19 protein-coding genes are annotated in these 20,125 nt (G+C 68.3%); 6 read left to right on the top strand and 13 right to left on the bottom strand.

The features are described 5' to 3' along the window. Positions 1 to 87: 87 nt before the first annotated feature. The 3 genes from ACYVII_RS04010 to ACYVII_RS04000 are packed head-to-tail and all read right to left on the bottom strand — an operon-like array spanning position 88 to position 2,617. Entirely contained in the window at positions 88 to 621 is a 534-nt protein-coding gene (locus tag ACYVII_RS04010) for a hypothetical protein (RefSeq protein ID WP_460531345.1), read from the bottom strand. Next, on the bottom strand, positions 618 to 1,910 hold the full coding sequence (locus ACYVII_RS04005) for an MraY family glycosyltransferase (RefSeq protein ID WP_460531342.1): 1,293 nt from the start codon (positions 1,908 to 1,910) through the stop codon (positions 618 to 620). Before ACYVII_RS04005 ends, ACYVII_RS04010 begins: the two co-directional genes overlap by 4 nt. Then, positions 1,907 to 2,617 (bottom strand): L-threonylcarbamoyladenylate synthase, encoded by a 711-nt coding sequence (locus ACYVII_RS04000; RefSeq protein WP_460531339.1) that lies wholly within the window; start codon positions 2,615 to 2,617, stop codon positions 1,907 to 1,909. The genes ACYVII_RS04005 and ACYVII_RS04000 overlap by 4 nt, the downstream gene beginning before the upstream one ends. 152 nt (positions 2,618 to 2,769) lie before the next feature. On the opposite strand from ACYVII_RS04000, the gene ACYVII_RS03995 reads away from it, so the two are divergent. From ACYVII_RS03995 to ACYVII_RS03985, 3 genes are read left to right on the top strand one after another with little or no spacing between them, the layout of a single operon-like run. Further along, complete coding sequence (locus ACYVII_RS03995; protein ID WP_460531336.1) at positions 2,770 to 3,774, top strand: DrrA family ABC transporter ATP-binding protein; 1,005 nt, start codon at positions 2,770 to 2,772, stop codon at positions 3,772 to 3,774. Continuing rightward, the gene (locus tag ACYVII_RS03990) at positions 3,771 to 4,577 is read left to right on the top strand and encodes an ABC transporter permease (protein ID WP_460531333.1); all 807 of its coding nucleotides are present in this window, start codon (positions 3,771 to 3,773) and stop codon (positions 4,575 to 4,577) included. The genes ACYVII_RS03995 and ACYVII_RS03990 overlap by 4 nt, the downstream gene beginning before the upstream one ends. 11 nt (positions 4,578 to 4,588) lie before the next feature. Further along, on the top strand, positions 4,589 to 5,518 hold the full coding sequence (locus tag ACYVII_RS03985; protein ID WP_460531330.1) for a TetR/AcrR family transcriptional regulator C-terminal domain-containing protein: 930 nt from the start codon (positions 4,589 to 4,591) through the stop codon (positions 5,516 to 5,518). Positions 5,519 to 5,572: 54 nt separating this feature from the next. On the opposite strand, the gene prmC is transcribed toward ACYVII_RS03985, so the two are convergent. Continuing rightward, a complete protein-coding gene (gene prmC / locus ACYVII_RS03980) occupies positions 5,573 to 6,463 on the bottom strand; it encodes a N5-glutamine methyltransferase family protein (protein ID WP_460531327.1) in 891 nt (296 codons plus the stop codon). Between the two features lie 143 nt (positions 6,464 to 6,606). Between prmC and cysK the strand changes: the two genes are divergently transcribed. Both cysK and epsC read left to right on the top strand, forming a co-directional pair. Next, positions 6,607 to 7,545 carry a PLP-dependent cysteine synthase family protein gene (gene cysK, locus ACYVII_RS03975; RefSeq protein WP_460531324.1) on the top strand — a complete coding sequence of 313 codons (939 nt, stop codon included), beginning with the start codon at positions 6,607 to 6,609 and terminating at the stop codon, positions 7,543 to 7,545. 10 nt (positions 7,546 to 7,555) lie between these two features. Next, complete coding sequence (epsC, locus tag ACYVII_RS03970; protein WP_460531321.1) at positions 7,556 to 8,143, top strand: serine O-acetyltransferase; 588 nt, start codon at positions 7,556 to 7,558, stop codon at positions 8,141 to 8,143. A 52-nt stretch (positions 8,144 to 8,195) separates the two neighbouring features. Here the strand turns inward: epsC and ACYVII_RS03965 are convergent, their stop codons facing one another. Further along, positions 8,196 to 8,792 (bottom strand): DnaJ family domain-containing protein, encoded by a 597-nt coding sequence (locus ACYVII_RS03965; RefSeq protein WP_460531318.1) that lies wholly within the window; start codon positions 8,790 to 8,792, stop codon positions 8,196 to 8,198. A gap of 123 nt (positions 8,793 to 8,915) precedes the next feature. Then, positions 8,916 to 9,470 (bottom strand): TetR/AcrR family transcriptional regulator, encoded by a 555-nt coding sequence (locus ACYVII_RS03960; protein WP_460531315.1) that lies wholly within the window; start codon positions 9,468 to 9,470, stop codon positions 8,916 to 8,918. 102 nt (positions 9,471 to 9,572) lie between these two features. Here ACYVII_RS03960 and ACYVII_RS03955 point away from each other — a divergent pair, with 102 nt between their 5' ends. Next, positions 9,573 to 10,520 (top strand): NADP-dependent oxidoreductase, encoded by a 948-nt coding sequence (locus tag ACYVII_RS03955; RefSeq protein ID WP_460531312.1) that lies wholly within the window; start codon positions 9,573 to 9,575, stop codon positions 10,518 to 10,520. A 116-nt stretch (positions 10,521 to 10,636) separates the two neighbouring features. Here ACYVII_RS03955 and prfA read toward each other — a convergent pair whose 3' ends face one another. The 7 genes from prfA to ACYVII_RS03920 form a co-directional block, all read right to left on the bottom strand. After that, on the bottom strand, positions 10,637 to 11,713 hold the full coding sequence (gene prfA / locus ACYVII_RS03950) for a peptide chain release factor 1 (protein ID WP_460531309.1): 1,077 nt from the start codon (positions 11,711 to 11,713) through the stop codon (positions 10,637 to 10,639). A gap of 5 nt (positions 11,714 to 11,718) precedes the next feature. Further along, positions 11,719 to 13,881 carry a transcription termination factor Rho gene (rho, locus tag ACYVII_RS03945; protein WP_460531306.1) on the bottom strand — a complete coding sequence of 721 codons (2,163 nt, stop codon included), beginning with the start codon at positions 13,879 to 13,881 and terminating at the stop codon, positions 11,719 to 11,721. A 274-nt stretch (positions 13,882 to 14,155) separates the two neighbouring features. Continuing rightward, positions 14,156 to 15,106 carry a homoserine kinase gene (gene thrB, locus ACYVII_RS03940; protein ID WP_460531856.1) on the bottom strand — a complete coding sequence of 317 codons (951 nt, stop codon included), beginning with the start codon at positions 15,104 to 15,106 and terminating at the stop codon, positions 14,156 to 14,158. A 44-nt stretch (positions 15,107 to 15,150) separates the two neighbouring features. Further along, positions 15,151 to 16,236, bottom strand: coding sequence for a threonine synthase (thrC, locus tag ACYVII_RS03935; RefSeq protein WP_460531303.1), 1,086 nt, complete (start codon positions 16,234 to 16,236; stop codon positions 15,151 to 15,153). Between the two features lies 1 nt (position 16,237). After that, on the bottom strand, positions 16,238 to 17,605 hold the full coding sequence (locus tag ACYVII_RS03930; protein ID WP_460531299.1) for a homoserine dehydrogenase: 1,368 nt from the start codon (positions 17,603 to 17,605) through the stop codon (positions 16,238 to 16,240). Then, on the bottom strand, positions 17,602 to 19,170 hold the full coding sequence (lysA, locus tag ACYVII_RS03925) for a diaminopimelate decarboxylase family protein (RefSeq protein WP_460531296.1): 1,569 nt from the start codon (positions 19,168 to 19,170) through the stop codon (positions 17,602 to 17,604). Before lysA ends, ACYVII_RS03930 begins: the two co-directional genes overlap by 4 nt. A 148-nt stretch (positions 19,171 to 19,318) precedes the next feature. Further along, positions 19,319 to 20,083, bottom strand: a complete 765-nt coding sequence (locus tag ACYVII_RS03920; protein ID WP_460531293.1) for an LmeA family phospholipid-binding protein — start codon at positions 20,081 to 20,083, stop codon at positions 19,319 to 19,321. Positions 20,084 to 20,125: the final 42 nt, after the last annotated feature.

Here is a 20,125-nt window from a genome sequence, read left to right as displayed (position 1 = left end):
GTCTGAATCACTCTACCAAACGTAGAAGGCGTTTCTGCACGCTCGTCTCGGGTCGCGTCCGACCTTCTGCGACCAGTCGGTGACTGGCTAAGGACGAGCACCGGGATCGTCCTCGACGGTCGTGGCCGACTCGCCCGGGGCATCCGTCGAGGGCAGCTCGACGTCGACGTACGGCACCCTCGCACGCATGTAGGCGATGCAGTCCAGGATCAACGAACCGAGAACGGCGACGATGATCGTGAAGAACATCACACGTCCGTCGACCCACTTCTGCGAGCCGACGAGCAGCACGACGATGACGAACACGATGACCTTGAGCAGCCACGCGCCCATCACGGTGCCGAAGTAGACGGGCGACGTCAGGTCGCCACCCGCGAGCCGGTAGGCGACGAGCATCGTGACGGCGGTCAGTCCCAGATACACGGCCGCGACGACGGCGCCGAGCAGACCGCCGAGCAGACCGGGGACACCCGAGACGGCAAGGCCGATCAGGCCGGCGACGACGGCGACTGCGAGCGCGAAGATCGCGCCGTACTTCAGCGCGAGCATCAGCATCGGCCGGGCTCCCATCGGCCGCGGGCTCTGCCGTGCAGTGCCCGCAGGTCGGTGCGGTTCGGTCATGATGCGGATTCCTTCCGTGGTTCGTGCTCAGACGGTTCATGTTGCAGGTCGTGCGACGACTTGTGCCGGGATGTCTCGGACGCTGCGTCCAGCGGATCGAGACGGGCCGCGGCATCCGCTCCCCTGGCATCCGGCGGGGTCAGCTCCGCGGCGACCTCCGAGATCTTGCGCCGGCTGAGCGGGGCGAGCGTGAGAGCCGTGCAGACCACGAGTCCGACGCAGAGGAACACGATGGCCGGCCACAGCGGCTGGAAGTAGAACAGCAGGCAGCCTATCGAGACCACAGCCGTCCAAGCGTAGAAGATCAGCACAGCGTGCAGGTGAGTGTGTCCCATGTCGAGCAGGCGATGGTGCAGATGCTTGCGGTCAGCGCTGAACGGCGACTTGCCGGCTCGCACGCGGCGGAACACCGCGAGACCGAAGTCCAGCAACGGCACCACCAGCACTGCGAACGGCAGGATGATCGGGATGAAGGCGGGGAAAAGCGCCCGCGGTCCGCCCTGCTGGATGGATGCCGGGTCGAGCTGCCCCGTGACCGCGATGGCGGAGGACGCCATCAGCAGGCCGACGAGCAGCGCCCCGGTGTCGCCCATGAACATGCGGGCCGGATGCCAGTTCAGCGGGAGGAACCCGGCACACGCCCCGACCAGGATGATCGCGATCACCGAGGCCAGGCTGAAGTAGTTGGACGGGCTGGTCTTCACGGTGATCAGGTAGCTGTACAGGAAGAACGCGCCGTTGGCGATGAGGGCGACGCCGGCGACGAGGCCGTCGAGACCGTCGATGAAGTTGATCGCATTCATCACCAGCACGATGGCGATGACCGTCATGGCAACGCTCATCCACGGCGATCCGACGGTCACTCCCCCGCCCAGCGGGAGGGAATAGATCTGCACGCCGAGCCACGCCACGAGACCGGCTGCCACGAACTGCCCGGCGAGCTTGGTCATCCAGTCGAGGTCCCAGAGATCGTCCGCCACGCCGATCACGACGATCAGCAGCGCGGCGCCGAGGATGGCGAACACCGGGGTCGGGTCGGAGAAGACGACGCCGAGCAACGGTCCGCCGAAGCCCGGGAACGTCAGGGAGAAGAGGTAGGCGACCCCGAAGGCGATGACGATGCCGAGGAACATCGCGACGCCGCCGAGACGCGGGGTGGGCCGCGTGTGCACATCGCGGTCGCGGATGCGCGGGTACAGCTTGAATCTCAGCGCCACGCGCCACACCACGATCGACAGCACGAAAGTGACGACCGCGGTGATCAGCCCGATGACGACGAGAAGGGTCATGTGGGCTGCTGATCTCCGGTCTCGTCGGTCTCCAGCGCGTCGCCGACGACCTCGCGGATCTGCTCGTCGGAGATCACGCCGTGACGCAGGATGCGGATCTTTCCGCTGCCGGATGCCAGGGCCGTGGCATCCACGATGGTCGACGACGTCTCGGTGACCCCGGTCTCGGCGTAGTCGCCGCCCACCTGCCCACCGTCGAGATAGACCTGCACGCTGTCGCCGAGCATCTCCTCTGCCTCCTGCGCCGTGGTGGCGGCGGGCATACCTGTCTTGTTGGCGGAGGAGACGGCGAGCGGTCCGGTGGAGCGCAGGAGTGCGAGCGCAACCGGGTTGTTCGGCATGCGCAGCGCGACGGTGCCCTTGGTTTCGCCGAGATCCCAGGAGAGCGATGGCTGCGACGGAAGCACGATAGTGAGCCCGCCCGGCCAGAACGCCCCGGCCAGGTCGCGGGCCTCCTGCGGAACGGTCTCGGCCAGCGCGTCGAGCGTGGCGAGCGCCGGGATGAGCACGGGCGGCGGCGACTGGCGGCCTCGGCCCTTGGCGGCCAGCAGGCTCGCCACGGCGGCGGCACTGAAGGCATCCGCACCGATGCCGTAGACGGTGTCGGTGGGAAGGACGATGAGGTCGCCGTTCTCGACGGCAATGCGCGCTTGGCTGGTGCCCTCGGCGAGACCGGTGTCGTCGGAGCAGTCGAAGAAGGTGGTCATGACCGAATGATTCTAGGGTGCGCCTCTCCACGGCGGCTGCGCCGGCGCTGGCATCCACGACCTTGCCACGCTTCTGCTTACGTTGCATACTGTTTATGCTCTACACTTTGAGTACGCGGTACACAGAAGCGTGGCGAAGAAGGGACAGTGATATGACGACGAAAACGTTTGGGCGGCCGGCCATCGAGGTGGCCGGCCTGCGCAAGGCCTACGGAAAGCACACCGTGCTCGACGGCGTGGACTTCCACGTCGCGCGCGGCGAGATCTACTCGCTGCTCGGTCCGAACGGGGCGGGCAAGACGACCGCGGTGAACATCCTCTCCACGCTCATCAAGCCGGATGCGGGCACCGTGCGCGTCGCCGGCGTCGACGTGCTCCGCCGTCCCGCCGCGGCACGCAGCAGGTTCGCGCTGACCGGGCAGTACGCGTCGGTCGACGCGTTTCAGACCGGCAGGGAGAACCTGAAGATGATGGCGTCGCTGAACCATCTGGAGGGCGCGGCCGGGCGTCGCAGGGTCGAGGAACTCCTCGACGCGTTCGACCTCGGCGAGGCGGCGAATCGCAAGGTCGGCGGATACTCCGGTGGGATGCGACGACGCCTCGACCTTGCGATCAGCCTGGTGGCCGCGCCCGAGGTGCTGTTCCTCGACGAGCCGACGACCGGCCTCGATCCACGCAGCAGGTCGCAGCTCTGGTCGCTCGTCGCAGGCCTCGCCGCGAACGGCACGACCATCCTGCTCACTACGCAGTACCTGGAAGAAGCGGAGCGGCTTGCAGACCGTGTCGGAGTGATCGACGACGGACGCATCGTGGCCACCGGCACGCCGGACCAGCTCAAGTCCGAGGTGAGCGGCGACCACATCGTGTTCTCGTTCGGTACGCCGGGCGATGTCAACCGCGCGGCCGACCTGGGTCGCGAGCGGAACGACCTCGAGGTGGACGAGGACGCACTGACGGTGCGGATGCCGTCGGTCGACGCTGTCGCGGACATCCGCTCGTTCCTCGCCGAGACGGCGGCGCACGACATCCAGGTGACCGATATCGCCATCGTCGGGCCGACGCTCGATGACGTGTTCCTCACCCTGACGGGCACGAGCCCGGCGCAGCGCGACAGCTCGACCGTAACCACAACCGACACGAAGGAGAAGGCGGCATGACCACGCTCGACTGGGCTCCGGGGATCGCCCGGACGAAGAAGACGGGACTCGGCACGTCGCTGGCCGACATCGTCACGATGTCTGGCCGCGAGCTGCGGCGCAGCGTGCGAAGCGTGGACTCGCTCGTCACCGCGTTCGCCATTCCGGTGAGCATCATGCTCGTGTTCGTCGTGATCTTCGGCGGTGCCATCGAGTCCGACGGCGACTATGTGAACTACGTCGTGCCGGGGACTCTCGTGCTCTGCCTCGGGTTCGGCTCGGCAGCGACCGCTGTCGGCGTCGCCCAGGATGTCAGCAGCGGCACCGTCGACCGGTTCAAGACCCTTCCGGTGCTCGGCTCCGCCGTGCTGCACGGGCACGTGGTGGCCAGCGTTCTGCGCAACCTCGCGGCCTGCGTGCCCGTGATCGGTGTCGCGCTCCTGCTCGGCTACCGCCCCGAGGCGGAGTTCGGCGGGTGGCTGGCGGCGCTGCTGTTCGTCGTGCTGATGATCCTCGCGTTCACCTGGCTGAGCACGCTAGCCGGGCTGTTCCTCAGCGTCGATGCTGCGTCATCCATCAACTTCGTTTTCCTCTTCCTTCCCTACGTCTCCAGCGGCTTCGTGCCGGTGGACACGATGCCGGCATGGCTGCGCGGTTTCGCGGATCACCAGCCGTACACGCCGATCATCGAGACGCTGCGGGACCTGCTGTCGGGCAGAGCGCCGGGGAGCACGCTGTGGCTGGCTCTGGCGTGGCTGACCGCCATCCTCGTGGTCGGTGTCGCAGGCTCGGCCCTCGCCTTCGGACGCCGTGTGAAGGAGTAGCGTGAAGCACCATGTCCGACGAGCACGTCAGCACCGATCTGGCCCTGCCGCACGCGGTGGCTCTGTCGTGGGGAGTTGCTGAGCGACCCCAGCGCGGACCGAAGCGGGAGCTCAGCATCGAGCGCATCGTGGACGCCGCCATCGAGATCGCGGATGCCGAGGGCCTTGGCGCGGTCTCGATGGCGCGCGTCGCATCGGCGCTGGGTTTCACGACCATGTCGCTCTACCGGTACGTGACGAGCAAGGACGACCTCCTCCTCCTGATGCAGGACGCGGTCGCGGACATCGAGCTGCCCGAGCCTCCCGAGGACGACTGGCGCGCAGGCCTGCGGCAATGGACATACGCGAACCTCGAAGCGTTCACGCGGCACCCGTGGTACAGCCGCATTCCGGTGAGCGGCACGCCGATGACGCCCAACGTGATGCGCCTCATCGACACCGCGCTCCGGGCTCTCCGCTCGGCCCCCCTGGGGGACGAGGAGAAGATGGCGTGCGTGCTGCTCCTGGCGTCGTACGTGCGCGGTGTGGGCGACGTGCAGTCCGACATCGCCACCTCGGGCGCAACTCCTGAGGAGGTCAGCGGTGCGCCGTTCGCCGCAGCACTGGCACAACTCGTCACCCCGGACCGCTTCCCCGACCTGGCACCCCTCATCGCCGGCGGCGCGTACACGAACACCGAGTTCGACGATTTCGCCTTCGGGATCGAGCGGATGCTCGACGGCATCCAGCATTACATCGAACAAGGTGGTTCCGCTGAAACCGCGGCTGCGTCGCCGGATGACGGGCAGGATGCCGCCCTCTACGGCTCGGACAAGCGGGTCAAGGAGGCCGCGAAGGCACGCCGGGAGGCGGAGAAGGCGCTTCGCGATGCGCGGAAGCGCGAGCGTGACGCGCTGAAGTCCGCCCGTGAGCGTGCCCGGAAGGAACGACCCTCGCGATAGCATCCCGCCCCTCACCGTGCGGGTGTTTTTCCTGCTGTCGTGCCCCTTCCGAGCTCAGCGAAGGGCCGTGGTCACGCGGTCGCGCAGGGTCAGGTCGACGTGCGTCGCGGAGGCGTGCCAGCCGTCGGCATCCAGGATGCTCCGCACCTCCTCCCCCTGGAACTCGCCGTGCTCGATCGCGACGAGCCCACCGGGCCGTAGCAACGTGAGCGCGCGTCGGGAGATCACTCGCACCACATCGAGCCCGTCTTCCCCGCCGTAGAGCGCGGCGGGCGGGTCGAAGAGCCGCACCTCAGGGTCGCGAGGGATCGCGTCGTCGGGCACGTACGGCGGGTTCGACGCGACAACCGCGACGCGGCCTTCGAGCTCTGGGAAGGCATCCGCCAGATCGCCCTGCATCAACTCGAGGTTCGCGGCACCGCTCTCGTCCACGTTGCGGCGCGCCCATTCGTACGCCTCGGGCGAGCGCTCGACGGCGAAGATGCGGGCGTGCGGAACCTCGGTCGCCATGGCGAGCGCGACCGCACCGCTTCCCGTTCCGAGGTCGATGCCGATGGGCTCCGGCTCGGCGGAGGATCGCAGCGCGTCGACCGCCAGCTGCGCCAGCAACTCGGTCTCCGGCCGCGGCACGAAGACGCCAGGACCCACCAGCAACTCGAGCGAACGGAACGGTGCACGGCCCGTGATGTGCTGGAGCGGCTCGCGGGAGGCGCGGCGCCGTACCGCCTCGCGAAGGCGCGCCGCTTCGGATATCGGCACGCGGACATCCATCACCGCCTTCGCCTGCACGGAGCCCCTGCTCACGCCCAGCACGTGCCCGGCAAGCAGCTCGGCGTCGACGGTCGGGTCCTGGATGCCTGCAGCGGCGAGCGCCTCCGCCGCCTCGTTCAGCAGCGCACGCAGTGACGCGGCTTCGCCATCGCCCTGCGTCGGGTCTGGCAGCATGTCGAGTCCTTCCACTGTCGGTTCCGCGGACGTAACACACACGACGCGGCGCAGACGTCAAGAATAGGCTGCGACGAGGTGCGCGCGATGCCGCTTGGGTCATCGTCGCGAGGCTTCCGAACGAACCCCGAAAGGCGTGATCCATGACCGGCAAGATCTACACCGACATCACCCAGGTGGTCGGCGGCACACCGCTCGTGCGGCTGAACCGCGTCACGGACGGCGCGGATGCCACGGTGCTCGCGAAGCTCGAGTTCTACAACCCGGCGGCGAGCGTGAAGGACCGCATCGGCGTGGCCATCATCGACGCCGCCGAACAGGCGGGAGTGCTGAAGCCCGGCGGCACGATCGTGGAGGGCACGAGCGGGAACACCGGCATCGCACTCGCCTTCGCCGCAGCGGCCAGAGGCTACAAGCTGATCATCACGATGCCGGAGACCGCCAGCAAGGAGCGCCGCGTGCTGCTGCGCGCGTTCGGTGCAGAGGTACTGCTCACTCCCGGCGCCGAGGGGATGCGCGGCGCCGTGGAGAAGGCGCAGGAGATCGTCGCGAACACCGACAACGCCATCTGGGCGCGGCAGTTCGCGAACGAGGCGAATCCCGAGATCCACCGCGCGACCACGGGGCCGGAGATCTGGGCGGACACCGACGGCGCCGTCGACGTGCTGGTGGCCGGCATCGGAACGGGCGGCACCATCACCGGAGCAGGGAGGTACCTGCGCGACCAGAAGCCGGACATCCGCATCGTCGCGGTCGAGCCCGAGGAGTCGCCGATCCTGAACGGCGGTGCGCCCGGGCCGCACAAGATCCAGGGGCTCGGTGCGAACTTCGTGCCCGAGGTGCTCGACACGTCGATCTACGACGAGGTGGTCGACGTGAACGCCGATGCCGCGATCGCGATGGCGCGGCGACTCGCCGCCGAAGAGGGGCTCCTTGGGGGCATCTCCTCGGGAGCCGCGGTGCACGCGGCCGTGCAGGTGGCGAAGCGCGAGGAGAATTCGGGCAAGACGATCGTGGTCGTGGTGCCGGACTTCGGTGAGCGCTACGTGTCGACCGTGCTCTACCAGGACCTGCAGGACTGAGTTCGTCTCGATGAGCGTGCTGTCGCGGATGCGCGAAGACGTCGCGGCCGCGAGGCGACACGATCCGGCGGCGCGAAGCGCTGCCGAGATCGTGCTGTCGTACTCCGGTCTGCACGCGATCTGGCTGCACCGCGTCGCTCACCGCTGGTGGCGCTCCCCCGGTCTGAAGCTGCCTGCGCGCCTGCTGTCGCAGTTCGCGCGGTTCCTGACCGGGATCGAGATCCATCCGGGAGCTCGTATCGGGCGCCGGTTCTTCATCGATCATGGGATGGGTGTGGTGATCGGCGAGACCGCGATCGTCGGTGACGATGTGATGCTGTATCACGGCGTGACGCTGGGCGGGAAGTCGCGGGGACGCGGCAAGCGGCATCCCACCCTGCACGACGGCGTGGTGGTCGGGGCGGGCGCGCAGGTGCTCGGAGACATCGTCATCGGTGCACGATCGGTGGTGGGGGCGAACGCTGTCGTCGTGAAGACGGCCCCGCCGGACTCGGTGCTGGTGGGCATCCCGGCGCGTGCGAGACCGCAGGATGCTCCGCATCACCTCTCGCAGACCCACTCCGATGAGGCCTGGCTCGATCCGGGCATCTACATCTGATTCGGCCGCGTCTCTGCCGTTCGGGTCACACTTTCTGTTGCCTCACGGGCGATCACGCCCGTCGCCACAGGCGCCATCGGCGCACTCGATCCGTCGTCTGGGGCACGTCCTGCGCCGCGGTCTCGACGGCTCGCCTGCTCGCACGGCGTTCTCGCCAGGCTGCCAGTTCCCGTTCGACATCCCGAGTGGGCGTGACGACCGGAGGCCCACCCAGGAGTTGCCTGCGAGCCTCGATCACACGTCGGTTGAAGTCCTCCAGAGCCTCGCGCACGTCGGCTTCACGGCTGAGCCTGTCGAGGCGGCCTTCGAGCTCGGTGTTCTCGACGCGCAGCGTCAGCGCCGCCGGACCGAGCCCATGCAGCTTCTCGGTCTCGATCTTGCGGCGGATCCACCAGTTTTCATCGTGGGTGCCGCCCAGACCGGGCAGCGGCTTGCCGAATCCCGGCAGGTTGTCGAAGTCGCCACGGCGGATGGCCTGCTGCAGCTCCGTCTCGACGATGGCGGTCTGCAGATCCGAATATCTGCCGACGCCCTCGCTCGGCTGACCATTCCCGTCAGAGTCGATGCTTCCGGAGGGATCGGACTCGCTGGCAGCGAGGCGGCGCCGGTATTCGTACCGGGCTGCGGCAATCCTCGGATCCTCGGCCATCGTGGCACCTCCCCCACGAGCAATCGGCAACGGGCCGGGCTCCGGCGCAATGGCGATTGGACCTGTCCCGCTCGCTTCACCGGGCCGGAGCCATAACTCAACCGTATCGAAGCGGTCGCGCGTTCAGTCCAGCGCTCGCACCTCGTCGACGGCGACCCGTATGAGTTGTTCGAGTTCGGCGGCGGACGTTCCGTCCCAGTCAGCGAGCGCGTGTCGGAAGGCGACCATCCCGACCCGGGCCGCCAGGGCCGCGGACCGCGCCGCGAAGCCGCGCACCGTCAGAGCCGCCGCGATCGATTCGATGAGCACGGCCGTCTTCGCGTGTGCACGCTCTTGCAACGCAGGCGTGACCTCGATGATCGCCTGACGTGAAACCGCGACGCATCTGCCTGCCACGAAGAGCGGCACGCTTGCCGTGAACGCACGAGTCAGTACATTCAGTGGAGAGTCACCCGGCGGCGCAGCCTCGATAGCACTGACAAGGGTGCCGCGCAGTTCGTCTTCACCGTCGAAGAGCACCTCGCGCTTGTCGGCGAAATGGCGGAAGTACGTGCGCTCCGTGACTCCCGCACGAGCCGCGATCTCTGCCGTGGTCGTCGAATCGAAGCCGTGTTCCCGGTAGAGCTCGAGCGCGGCCTCGCGCAATCGTCTGCGCGCGTCGGCGCCACTTCGAGGCATGGGTCGATCATAGCGCCGATATGTCAGTCACTGTCGGAACGTGATAGTGTCAGTGACTGTCACTACAGCTCGTGACGTACCCCTTCGAGTCAGGATTCAGCCATGCCCGCTATCACTTCCCGCGTTCTCCGCTTCCATGAGTACGGCGAGCCGTTGGATGTGCTCCGTCAAGAAGTCGCCGAAGTTGCGGATCCGCCTGCCGACCGGATTCGGGTGCAGGTCGCGGCGACGGGACTCAATCCGGCTGATTGGCAGATCTGCCGAGGGTTCATGGCCGACTCGCTGCCGCGCGGCGTCGGCTGCGACGTCGCAGGTCGCGTGGATGCCGTCGGTGAGAACGTGACGGATGTCGCGATAGGCGACCTGGTAGTCGGGTCTGCGGATTTCGCCACCCAGCCGAGCGCCGGAGCCGCCGACGTGGCGATCCTGCGCTCCTGGACGCCGATTCCCGACGGCCTCGACCCCATTCACGCGGCAACGCTGCCCATGGTCGTCCAGACCGCCGTTTGGACCATCGATGCGATGGGCGTCGACTCCGACACCACTCTGCTCGTCCACGGCGCCGGCTCGATGGTCGGCTATGCGTCGGTGCAGGTCGCCCGCGGTCGCGGCGCGAACGTGATCGCGGCCGCAGGGTCCACCTTCGAGTCCGACCTCACCGGTTTCGGCGCACACGTCACGAGGTACGGCGAGGGAATGGTCGAGCGGGTGCATGAGCTGGCGGCCGGCCCTGTGGACCTGGTGCTGGATGCAGCTCCGCCGGTAGCCGGCATCATCCCGACTCTGATCGAAACCGTGCGCGACCCCGGCGACGTCGTGACGGTCAGCAACCACGATGACGCGAGGCGGCTCGGTGCGCGAGTGAACCTGGACATGCTGCGCGCCAATGGCTGGCCGTCATACGACCCGACTGCCGAGTACGCGGCGAAGGCAGCCAAGGGCGAGTTCCGTCTGCCCATCGGACACGTGTTCCCGCTCGACGACTGGCGCTCGGCTGTCGAGCTCAGCCTCTCGCGCGCGCCTCACGGAAAGATCGTGCTCATTCCGTGAACCCTGTCGCCCTCGCCGAAGCGCTTGGAGCGCCACTCGTCACTGTGGATCTCAAGCTCGCCAGCGCAGGGAAGCGCTGGCGCGAAGTGATCGTCCCCGAATAGAGCGACAGCCGCTCACTCCTCGCCGAGCGCCGCCAGCTGTGCTTCCTCGTCGGCCTGGACGGCCGACTCGATGACAGGGTCGAGCGCACCGTTCATCACCTGGTCGAGGTTGTATGCCTTGTACCCGGTGCGGTGGTCGGCGATGCGGTTCTCCGGGAAGTTGTAGGTGCGGATGCGCTCGGAGCGGTCCATGCCGCGGATCTGCGACCTGCGGGCATCCGATGCGGCCGCCTCCAGTTCCTCCTGCTGCTTGGCGAGCAGCCGAGCTCGAAGCACGCGCATGCCGGCCTCGCGGTTCTGGATCTGCGACTTCTCGTTCTGCATCGACACCACGATGCCGGTCGGGAGGTGCGTGATGCGCACCGCGGAGTCCGTCGTGTTCACGGACTGGCCGCCCGGCCCGGAGGAGCGGAACACGTCGATGCGGAGATCGTTCGGGTTGATCTCGATCTCTTCCGGCTCATCGACCTCGGGGAACACGAGCACGCCTGCGGTGGATGTCTGGATGCGCCCCTGCGACTCGGTCACCGGCACGCGCTGCACGCGGTGAACGCCCCCCTCGTACTTCAGGTGAGCCCACGGCCCCTGTGCCGGGTCGGAAGAGCCGCCCTTGATCGCCACCTGCACGTTCGTGTAGCCGCCGAGATCGGTGTCGTCGTGCTCCAGGATCTCGGTCTTGAAGCCCTTCGACTCCGCGTAGTGCAGGTACATGCGCAGCAGGTCGGCGGCGAACAGAGCGGACTCCGCTCCCCCGGCTCCGGCCTTGATCTCCATGATCACGTCGCGGCCGTCGTCGGGGTCACGCGGGATCAGCAGCCGGCGCAGCTTCTCCTGAGCAGCGTTCAGCGACTCCTCAAGCGCCGGCACCTCCTCGGCGAACGCCGCATCTTCCTTGGCCAGCTCGCGCGCGGCATCCAGATCATCGCCCAGTCGCTTCCAGTGCTCGTGCGCCGCCTTGATCTGGCTGAGCTCCGCATACCGGCGGTTCAGCTTCTTGGCGCGCGCGGCATCCGCGTGCACGGCAGGGTCGGCGAGCTGCTCCTGCAGGGCCTCGTGCTCGTCAAGCAGGGACTGGATCGAATCGAACACCGGTGTCAGCGGTGGTCGTTCTCGTGCGCGTGCGAGTGAGCGACCGCGTGGCCACCGGTGGGCGCCGGGATCGACTTCTGCATCTGCACGAGGAACTCCACGTTGGAGCTGGTCTCCTTGAGCTTGCCGAGCACCACCTCGAGCGCCTGCTGCGGGTCGAGACCGGCGAGCGCACGACGCAGCTTCCAGGTGATCTTCACCTCGTCGGAGCTCATCAGCATCTCTTCGCGGCGGGTGCCGGATGCGTTCACGTCGACGGCCGGGAAGATGCGCTTGTCCGCCAGCTGGCGCGACAGACGCAGCTCGGAGTTGCCGGTTCCCTTGAACTCCTCGAAGATCACCTCGTCCATCTTCGATCCGGTCTCGATCAGCGCCGTGGCCAGTATGGTCAGCGATCCGCCGTGCTCGATGTTGCGCGCGGCTCCGAAGAAGCGCTTCGGCGGGTACAGGGCCGAGGCATCCACTCCGCCGGAGAGGATGCGACCGGATGCCGGCGCCGCCAGGTTGTAGGCGCGGCTCAGACGCGTGATCGAGTCGAGCAGCACGACCACGTCGTGACCAAGCTCGACAAGGCGCTTCGCACGCTCGATGGCCAGCTCCGCGACGGTGGTGTGGTCTTCCGCTGGACGGTCGAACGTGGACGCGATGACCTCGCCCTTGACCGTGCGCTGCATGTCGGTGACCTCTTCTGGCCGCTCGTCCACGAGCACGACCATGAGGTGCACCTCGGGGTTGTTCGTGGTGATCGCGTTGGCGATCTGCTGCATCACGATCGTCTTGCCGGCCTTCGGCGGCGCCACGATCAGCCCGCGCTGGCCCTTTCCGATCGGGGCGACGAGGTCGATGATGCGCTGGGTGAGCTTGGCAGGCTCGGTCTCGAGCCGCAGCCGCTCCTGCGGGTACAGCGGAGTGAGCTTGTTGAACTCGACACGGGCGGCCGTCTCCTCGGCCGTCTGCCCGTTGACGGAGTCCACCTTCACCAGCGCGTTGTACTTCTGGCGTCCGGTGTTCTCGCCCTCACGCGGCTGACGGATGGCTCCCACCACCGCGTCGCCCTTGCGCAGGTTGTACTTCTTCACCTGGCCGAGCGAGACATAAACGTCGCTCGGGCCCGGCAGGTAGCCGCTGGTCCGCACGAACGCGTAGTTGTCGAGCACGTCCAGGATTCCCGCGACGGGAATGAGCACGTCGTCTTCGAGGATCTCGGGCTCGACGTCATCGGATGCCCCGCCGCGGCGCTTGCGGTCGCGGTACCGGCTGCGTCCGCCGCGCTCGTCGTCCTGCGCCTGGCCGCCCTGCTTCTGCTGGTTCTGCTGGCCGCCCTGCTTCTGCTGCTTCGGCTGGTTCTGGTTCTGACCCTGCTCGCCGTCGTTCTGCTGGCCGCCCTGGTTGTTCTGCTGCTCGCGCTGGCCGTTCTGGTCGCCATCGCCACGCCGGTTCTTGTTGCGGCCGCGGTTGCGCCGGCCCTGACGCGTCTGCTCACGCTGACCGTCGTCGGATGCCTGACCTTCGCCTGCGCCCTGCTCATCCTTGCCGGAGTCAGCGCCTTCGTTCGGCTGCTGGGCCTGCTCGGATGCGCCGCCTGCAGCGGAGGTCGCCTCACGCTCGTCGCGCTGCGGGGCGTCCTGCGGCCGGTCGTTCGCCTGAGTCTCGAATCGCTCGGCTTCCGCCTGCTGCGAACCAGCCTCGGCGCCGAAGCCCGGCACGCCCGCTTCGCCCGCGTTCACGTGCGCGGCTGCGGACATGGTGCGACCGCCGTCAACGCTCGTCACCCGGCGCGAACCGCGGCGGGTGCGCGTGGGAGGGGTCTGAAGGTCGAGCGCCGCCTGCAGCGCCGCCTCGGCCTCGGCTGCGCTGAGCTCGCTCTGCGGCTCGACGGAGACGTCTGCGTCTCCGCTCACCGCCTGAGACTCAGGGCTCGTCGCCTGAGGCTCAGGACTCGCCGCCTGCCGCTCCGGCTCTACGACGACGTCGAGCGTCGGGGCGGACTCGTCCGCTCCGCCGGCCGAGCGTGCAGCCTCGATCGCGGCGACGAGCTCGCCCTTGCGCAGCTTGGCCGCGCCGGCGATACCGAGGCTCGTGGCCAGCGTCTGCAGCTGCGGAACGCGCAGGGCAGACAGGTCCGTGGTGGAGTCCACGCCATCGGCGTGGAGATTGACATCAGTCACTGAAGAGGATTCCTTTCCTCCGGCGGGCATAGATACGCCTCGCCCGGGGTGCGTGTCGTGTGATGGCCGTTACGAAACGTGTTTCGATCGCGTGCGTCGGGGATCGCCACGCGGTTTCGGGCAGGCAACGACAGCAATGAGTTACAAGAATTTCACCCGATGAACCAGATTCGCTTGATCTCGCGCCGTCTGGCTGGTGGGCCCAGTCTACCATCACCGGCATGCCCTCTCGGCCATCCACCCCCGGCACGGCGACACCCGATCGGGTAACCGCTCAGAGTGTCGCCTCCGCCCGGTGCACCGTCGCACCGAGGAAGTCGACGGCGAGCATGAGCGGCTGCCACCGGGTCTCTGCGCGGTCGGCGACGAGCTGCGCGGCAGCCAGGCGCTGGGCAGGATCGCTGCACAGCACCAAGATGGAAGGACCGGCCCCCGACACCACGGCGGGGAAGCCCGCGGCCCGGAGCTCGGCAATGAGGCGATTCGTCTCCGGCATCGCCGTCGCCCGGTAGTTCTGATGCAGCTTGTCTTCAGTGGCCGCCAGCAGCAGCTCCGGACTCTGCACGAGCGCGGCGACGAGCAGCGCCGAGCGCGACACGTTGAACACGGCGTCCTCGTGCGGCACCGACTCCGGCTGCAGGCTGCGGGCGAGCGCCGTCGACATCACATGCTCGGGCACGAAAACCAGCGGCGAGACGCCGCGATGCACGATCAGCTTCTTGTGCGAGGGGCCGCCCTGAGACATCCAAGCGATCGTCAGCCCGCCGAAGAGCGCAGGCGCCACGTTGTCGGGATGGCCCTCCAGGTCGGTCGCGAGCGCGAGCAGCCGGTCGGGACCGAGCTCGGCGATCCCCTCGAGAAGGCCCTTAGCCGCGACGATGCCCGCCACGATCGCAGCGCCAGACGAACCGAGACCGCGGCCATGCGGAATCGCGTTGTGAGCGACGAGCTCGAGCCCGGGCATCGGGATGCCTGCAGCTGCGAACGCGTGCGCGATCGAGCGCACGACGAGGTTCGACTCGTCTGTCGGAACGTCGCTCTCGCCCACGCCGTGCACTGTCACGTGCGCTCCCGGCTCCGCCCGCGCCGTCACCGTGAGCTCGTCGTAGAGCGCGAGCGCCAGACCGAGCGTGTCGAAACCGGGGCCCAGGTTGGCCGACGTGGCCGGAACCTTCACGCGCACGCTGCGGCCGATCGGGACCGGAGAGGTGCGGGCATCCGTCACGCCCGATTCCGGCGACTCGGATTCTGCAGGCACAGATGCCCCGCTCACGCGTCGCCCGACGGGCTCAGCCCGAGCACGTCGGCGATCTGCGCGGTGTCCACGGGCACGACCGTCGGCTGCACCTCGCCGCCACCTGCGGTGCGCAGCGCCCACTGCGGGTCCTTGAGCCCATGGCCTGTGACGGTGATCACGACGCGGGCGCCAGCCGGGATCGCGCCCGCCTCGGAGCGCTCCAGAAGCCCGGCGACGCCGATCGCGCTCGCAGGCTCGACGAAGATCCCCACCTCGGCGGAGAGGATGCGATGGGCCGCGAGGATCTGCTCGTCCTCGATCGAACCGAAGTAGCCGTTCGTGGTGTCGCGCGCCTTGAGCGCCAGCTCCCACGACGCCGGGTTGCCGATGCGGATGGCGCTGGCGATGGTCTCCGGTTCCTTCACCGGGTGCCCGAGCACGATCGGGGCGCTCCCCGCGGCCTGGAACCCGAACATGCGCGGCAGCTTCGTGGAAACGCCTCGCTCGACCTCCTCGGTGTATCCGCGCGTGTAGGCCGTGTAGTTGCCGGCATTGCCGACCGGGATGAAGTGGAAGTCGGGAGCATCCTCGAGCACCTCGACCACCTCGAACGCCGCGGTCTTCTGACCCTCGATGCGGTCGTTGTTCACCGAGTTCACGAGGTGCACCGGGTAGTTCGCGGCGAGGTCGCGGGCGATGTCGAGGCAGTCGTCGAATGTGCCTTGCACCTGCAGCAGCCGAGCGTTATGCGCGATCGCCTGGCTCAGTTTGCCCATCGCGATCTTACCCTCGGGCACGAGCACGACGGACTGGATGCCCGCATGGGTCGCGTAGGCGGCCGCCGACGCCGACGTGTTCCCCGTCGATGCGCAGATCACGGCCTTCGCGCCCTGCTCGACGGCCTTCGAGACGGCCATCGTCATGCCGCGGTCTTTGAAGGACCCTGTCGGGTTCATGCCCTCGAACTTGACGTGCACGTCGGCCCCGGTGCGAGCCGAGAGCGCGGGCGCCGGGATGAGCGGGGTGCCGCCCTCACCGAGCGTGACGATCGGCGTCGCCTCCGTCACGTCGAGACGGTCGGCGTATTCGCGCAGAACGCCCTGCCATTGGTGCGCCACGTCAGGCTCCTTCAACTCGTAGAACAGAGGTCACGGCCACGACCTCATCGCTGTCGCGGAGGGTGGCGACGGTCGCCGCGAGGGCGGATTCGAACGCGACATGCGTTCCGATCACCAGCGTAGCCGTGCCGGGTGGGGCATCCTGCCCGGTGGCCGGCGCCGAAGCAGCGGCGGAAGCAGCCGCCGCGGCGGGCGCAGAGGCCACGGTCTGGGTCACGGTCTCGACCGAGACGTCGTGCGTGGCGAATACGGCGGCGATGCGGGAGAGCACGCCGGGAGCATCCGTCACGAGCAGCGTGATCTGGTACCGCGTGCGCACCGCGCCGACATCGAGCACGGGCAGATCGGCGTGCGTCGACTCCGCCACTCCTGGACCTCCCACCACGTGTCGTCGTGCGGCCGAGACGACATCGCCGAGCACGGCGGATGCGGTCTGCAAGCCGCCAGCGCCCGCCCCGTAGAACATGAGGTCACCTGCGGCTGCCGCCTGCACGAACACCGCGTTGTGCACGCCGCGCACCGCGGCCAGCGGATGCTCCCTGGGCACCAACGCGGGATATACCCGCGCAGAGACGCCCTCGCGGCCGTCGTCGCCGGTGACCCGCTCGCAAATGGCCAGCAGCTTGATCACGTACCCGCCGGCGCGAGCAGCATCAACCTGCTGCTTGGTGATGCCGGCGATGCCCTCACGGTGCACGGATGCCAACGGCACGGTGGTGTGGAATGCCAGCCCGGCCAGGATGGCCGCTTTCGCCGCAGCGTCGTAGCCCTCCACGTCGGCGGAGGGATCGCTGCGCTCGGCATACCCGAGTTCCGTTGCCGTCTCGAGCGCGGATTCCAGAGTGTCGCCGGCGGTGTCCATGCGGTCGAGGATGAAGTTGGTCGTGCCGTTCACGATGCCCAGGATGCGCTCCACCCTGTCGCCCGCGAGACTGTCGCGCAGCGGCCGGATGATCGGGATCGCTCCGCCCACCGCGGCCTCGTAGTAGAGCTGCGCACCGACCTGCTCTGCCGCCGCGAAGAGCTCGGCGCCGTGCTCGGCCAGCAGCGCCTTGTTGCCGGTGACGACATCCGCTCCCGAGGTGAGCGCGAGCAGCACGTACTCCCGCGCCGGGTCGATGCCGCCCATCAGCTCCACCACGATGTCGGCGCTCAGGATGAGCGAGCGCGCGTCAGTCGTGTAGAGCTCGCGCGGCAGGTCGGCGCGTCGCGGGGCATCCACTTCACGAACAGCGATGCCGACGAGTTCGAGTCCGGCGCCGACGCGCGCGGCGAGCTCGTCGCCGTGATCCAGCAGCAGCTTGGCGACCTGGGAGCCCACGGACCCGGCGCCGAGCAGCGCCACCTTGAGGGTGCGGTACTCGATCACTCTGCGTTCTCCTCAGCGTGTCCACGCTCCTGGCGGTCGAGACGACCGCCGGCGCTGGCGTCGCGGCCGAGGCCCGAAACGGCCTCGGCTCCCAGCTGCAGTGCGCGAGCGCGCCCAAGCGGGCCCGGCGCATCCGTGCCGTCGACGTGGGTTCCGGGCAGCACAGCCGAGTGGCGTGCGCCCAGGTCGCGAGCCAGGAGGTCGTCGACGGTCTCGCCGCGAACGAGCATGCGTGATGCGCCGTCACGCACCGCGACGACCGCCGGCCGCGGAAGGTAGTTGTAATTGCTCGACAGCGACCAGCAGTACGCGCCGGTCGCCGCGACGCCGATGAGGTCGCCCGGAGCGACATCTCCCGGCAGGTAGTCGTCGTTCACGACGATGTCTCCGGACTCGCAATGCTTGCCCGCGACCCGCACGAGCACCGGATCCGCGGAAGACGCCCGCCCCAAGATGCGCGTCGAGTAGTCGGCACCGTAGAGCGCCGTGCGGGCGTTGTCGCTCATGCCGCCGTCCACGCTGACGTAGAGCCGCCCGGCCGGTGTGCCATCGGCTTCGAGTGCGACGGGCTTTGTCGTGCCCACCGTGTAGAGCGTGATGCCGGCAGGCCCCACGATGTATCTGCCGGGTTCGAACGCGACGGTCGGCAGCGGGATCTGCGCCGCCTCGCACTCCGCGGCCAGCACGCTGGCGACGCGCTGGGCGAGATCCTCGATGCGATCGGGGTCATCGGCGGCGTTGTAGGCGATGCCGAATCCGCCACCGAGGTTGAGCTCGGGCACCTGGCCGCCTGCGAGCAGCCGAGCGTGCACGGCGATGAGGCGCGCGGCCGACTCCGCGAAGCCGTCGGCGCCGAAGATCTGCGACCCGATGTGGCAATGCAGCCCGACGAACTCGAGGCTGGGATGCGAGCGGATGTCTGCCACGAGCCGCTCGGCATCCTCCAGCGCCACCCCGAACTTCTGGTCTTCATGGGCTGTGGCGAGAAAGTCGTGCGTGTGCGCGTGCACGCCGGTGCGCACGCGCAGCCGCACCCGCTGCGAGCGGCCTCGCGCCGATGCCGCGGCCGCGACCCGCGGGATCTCCTGCTCCGAGTCGATCACGATGGTGCCCACTCCGGCGCCGACCGCCCGATCGAGTTCCTCGTCGGACTTATTGTTGCCGTGGAAGCCGAGCCTGGAGGCATCCACCCCGGCGGCCAGCGCCACCGCGAGCTCGCCGCCGCTGGCGACGTCGATGCGCAGGCCGGCCTCCGTCATCCAGCGGGCGATGTCGGTGCTGAGGAAGGCCTTCCCCGCGTAGTACACCTCGGCAGCCGTGCCGACCCACTCGAAGGCGTCAGTGAACGCGCGCCGCACTCGCTCGGCACGGGAACGCACATATTCCTCGTCGAGCACATACAGCGGAGTGCCGTAATCCGCCGCCAGCTCGTCGACGCGAACGCCGCCGATGACGGCGACCCCGTCGGTGTCTCTGTTCAGACTCGCCGGCCACACCTCAGTCGCGAACGCGTTCGCGTCGCCGGGGAGCTGCAGCCAGGCGGGGGCCAGCGGGTTGTCGGGCACGGTGGAGTCACCTCGAACTGGTCGGCGTGCTGGCGAGCGGACCCGGATTGGCCCCTGAAGCCGAAGAGGATTCCGCGCGATCGCGCGGGATAAGGAGTCTACCGGGGGCGGTATACCGACCGCGAAAACGGCGGCGTCACATTACGGGTTACCCGCAAGAGCCGCGCTTCTGCAGGGCGTCGCCACCGAGCACGAGGTCATCCGCCGACACTGTGACGGCAGCCGAGCGCTTCTCGATGGCGAGCCCCGTCGCATCCACGCCCTTCGGCAGGAATTGCGCGATGCAGATCGGGATGTTCGAGGGCACCAGGTCTTTCGCGAACCGGGTCACGTCGAATGCTCCGCCTCCCGCGGTGACGCTCACGCTGATCGGGGTCAGCACGATGGTGTCGCCGTTCTGCAGGGTCGGGGCGACGGATGCCGTGTAGCCCACGTCGATGCCGAGGATCTTCCCGGTGCCCTTCAGACCCACCTCGTCGGTGTTCAGCGTCACCGTCGTGTCGTTCGGCAGCTCGACGAGGTTGTTGACGGCATCCTGCCCGATCACCATGGTGCCCTCTGCGTGCTGCACCGGCTTCGACATGTCGATGGGCACTCCGTGTGCGATCACCGAAGCACTGAGCTGGTTCCCCTGCAGCTGCACGTCGTGCGAGGTCAGCTCGACCTTCTCGAACTCCCCGGCGACGAGTTGCGCGATCACCGAGAAGCCGTCGATCTTGACCGACAGGTCCTTGGCCGTCACATCGGGCGGCAGCTCCTTCTCAATCTGCTCGCGCACCACGTTCTGAGCCACTTGCCGCAGCACGGCATCCGTGACGAAGTACAGCCCGATCAGCACGAGAAGGCCGCCGACGATCCACACCACCGCGAGCTGGGCGCGGTTCAGCCCGCTCCGGCCCGTGGAGTCATCCATTCGGGGCGGAGCTTCGGGACGTTCCGTGCTCACGCCGGATCG

The sequence above is a fragment of the Humibacter ginsengiterrae genome (assembly GCF_054780115.1).
This window is presented reverse-complemented; position numbering and strand designations above follow the sequence as displayed.

What these genes read in the sequence shown, in the direction of transcription:
- ACYVII_RS03920 (WP_460531293.1), bottom strand. Translation starts at nt 20,083, where the DNA reads ATGGATGACTCCACGGGCCGGAGCGGGCTGAACCGCGCCCAGCTCGCG.
- ACYVII_RS03965 (WP_460531318.1), bottom strand. Translation starts at nt 8,792, where the DNA reads ATGGCCGAGGATCCGAGGATTGCCGCAGCCCGGTACGAATACCGGCGC.
- ACYVII_RS04005 (WP_460531342.1), bottom strand. Translation starts at nt 1,910, where the DNA reads ATGACCCTTCTCGTCGTCATCGGGCTGATCACCGCGGTCGTCACTTTC.
- ACYVII_RS03960 (WP_460531315.1), bottom strand. Translation starts at nt 9,470, where the DNA reads ATGCCTCGAAGTGGCGCCGACGCGCGCAGACGATTGCGCGAGGCCGCG.
- ACYVII_RS03995 (WP_460531336.1), top strand. Translation starts at nt 2,770, where the DNA reads ATGACGACGAAAACGTTTGGGCGGCCGGCCATCGAGGTGGCCGGCCTG.
- prmC (WP_460531327.1), bottom strand. Translation starts at nt 6,463, where the DNA reads ATGCTGCCAGACCCGACGCAGGGCGATGGCGAAGCCGCGTCACTGCGT.
- ACYVII_RS03990 (WP_460531333.1), top strand. Translation starts at nt 3,771, where the DNA reads ATGACCACGCTCGACTGGGCTCCGGGGATCGCCCGGACGAAGAAGACG.
- ACYVII_RS04010 (WP_460531345.1), bottom strand. Translation starts at nt 621, where the DNA reads ATGACCGAACCGCACCGACCTGCGGGCACTGCACGGCAGAGCCCGCGG.
- ACYVII_RS03955 (WP_460531312.1), top strand. Translation starts at nt 9,573, where the DNA reads ATGCCCGCTATCACTTCCCGCGTTCTCCGCTTCCATGAGTACGGCGAG.
- cysK (WP_460531324.1), top strand. Translation starts at nt 6,607, where the DNA reads ATGACCGGCAAGATCTACACCGACATCACCCAGGTGGTCGGCGGCACA.
- ACYVII_RS04000 (WP_460531339.1), bottom strand. Translation starts at nt 2,617, where the DNA reads ATGACCACCTTCTTCGACTGCTCCGACGACACCGGTCTCGCCGAGGGC.
- epsC (WP_460531321.1), top strand. Translation starts at nt 7,556, where the DNA reads ATGAGCGTGCTGTCGCGGATGCGCGAAGACGTCGCGGCCGCGAGGCGA.
- ACYVII_RS03985 (WP_460531330.1), top strand. Translation starts at nt 4,589, where the DNA reads ATGTCCGACGAGCACGTCAGCACCGATCTGGCCCTGCCGCACGCGGTG.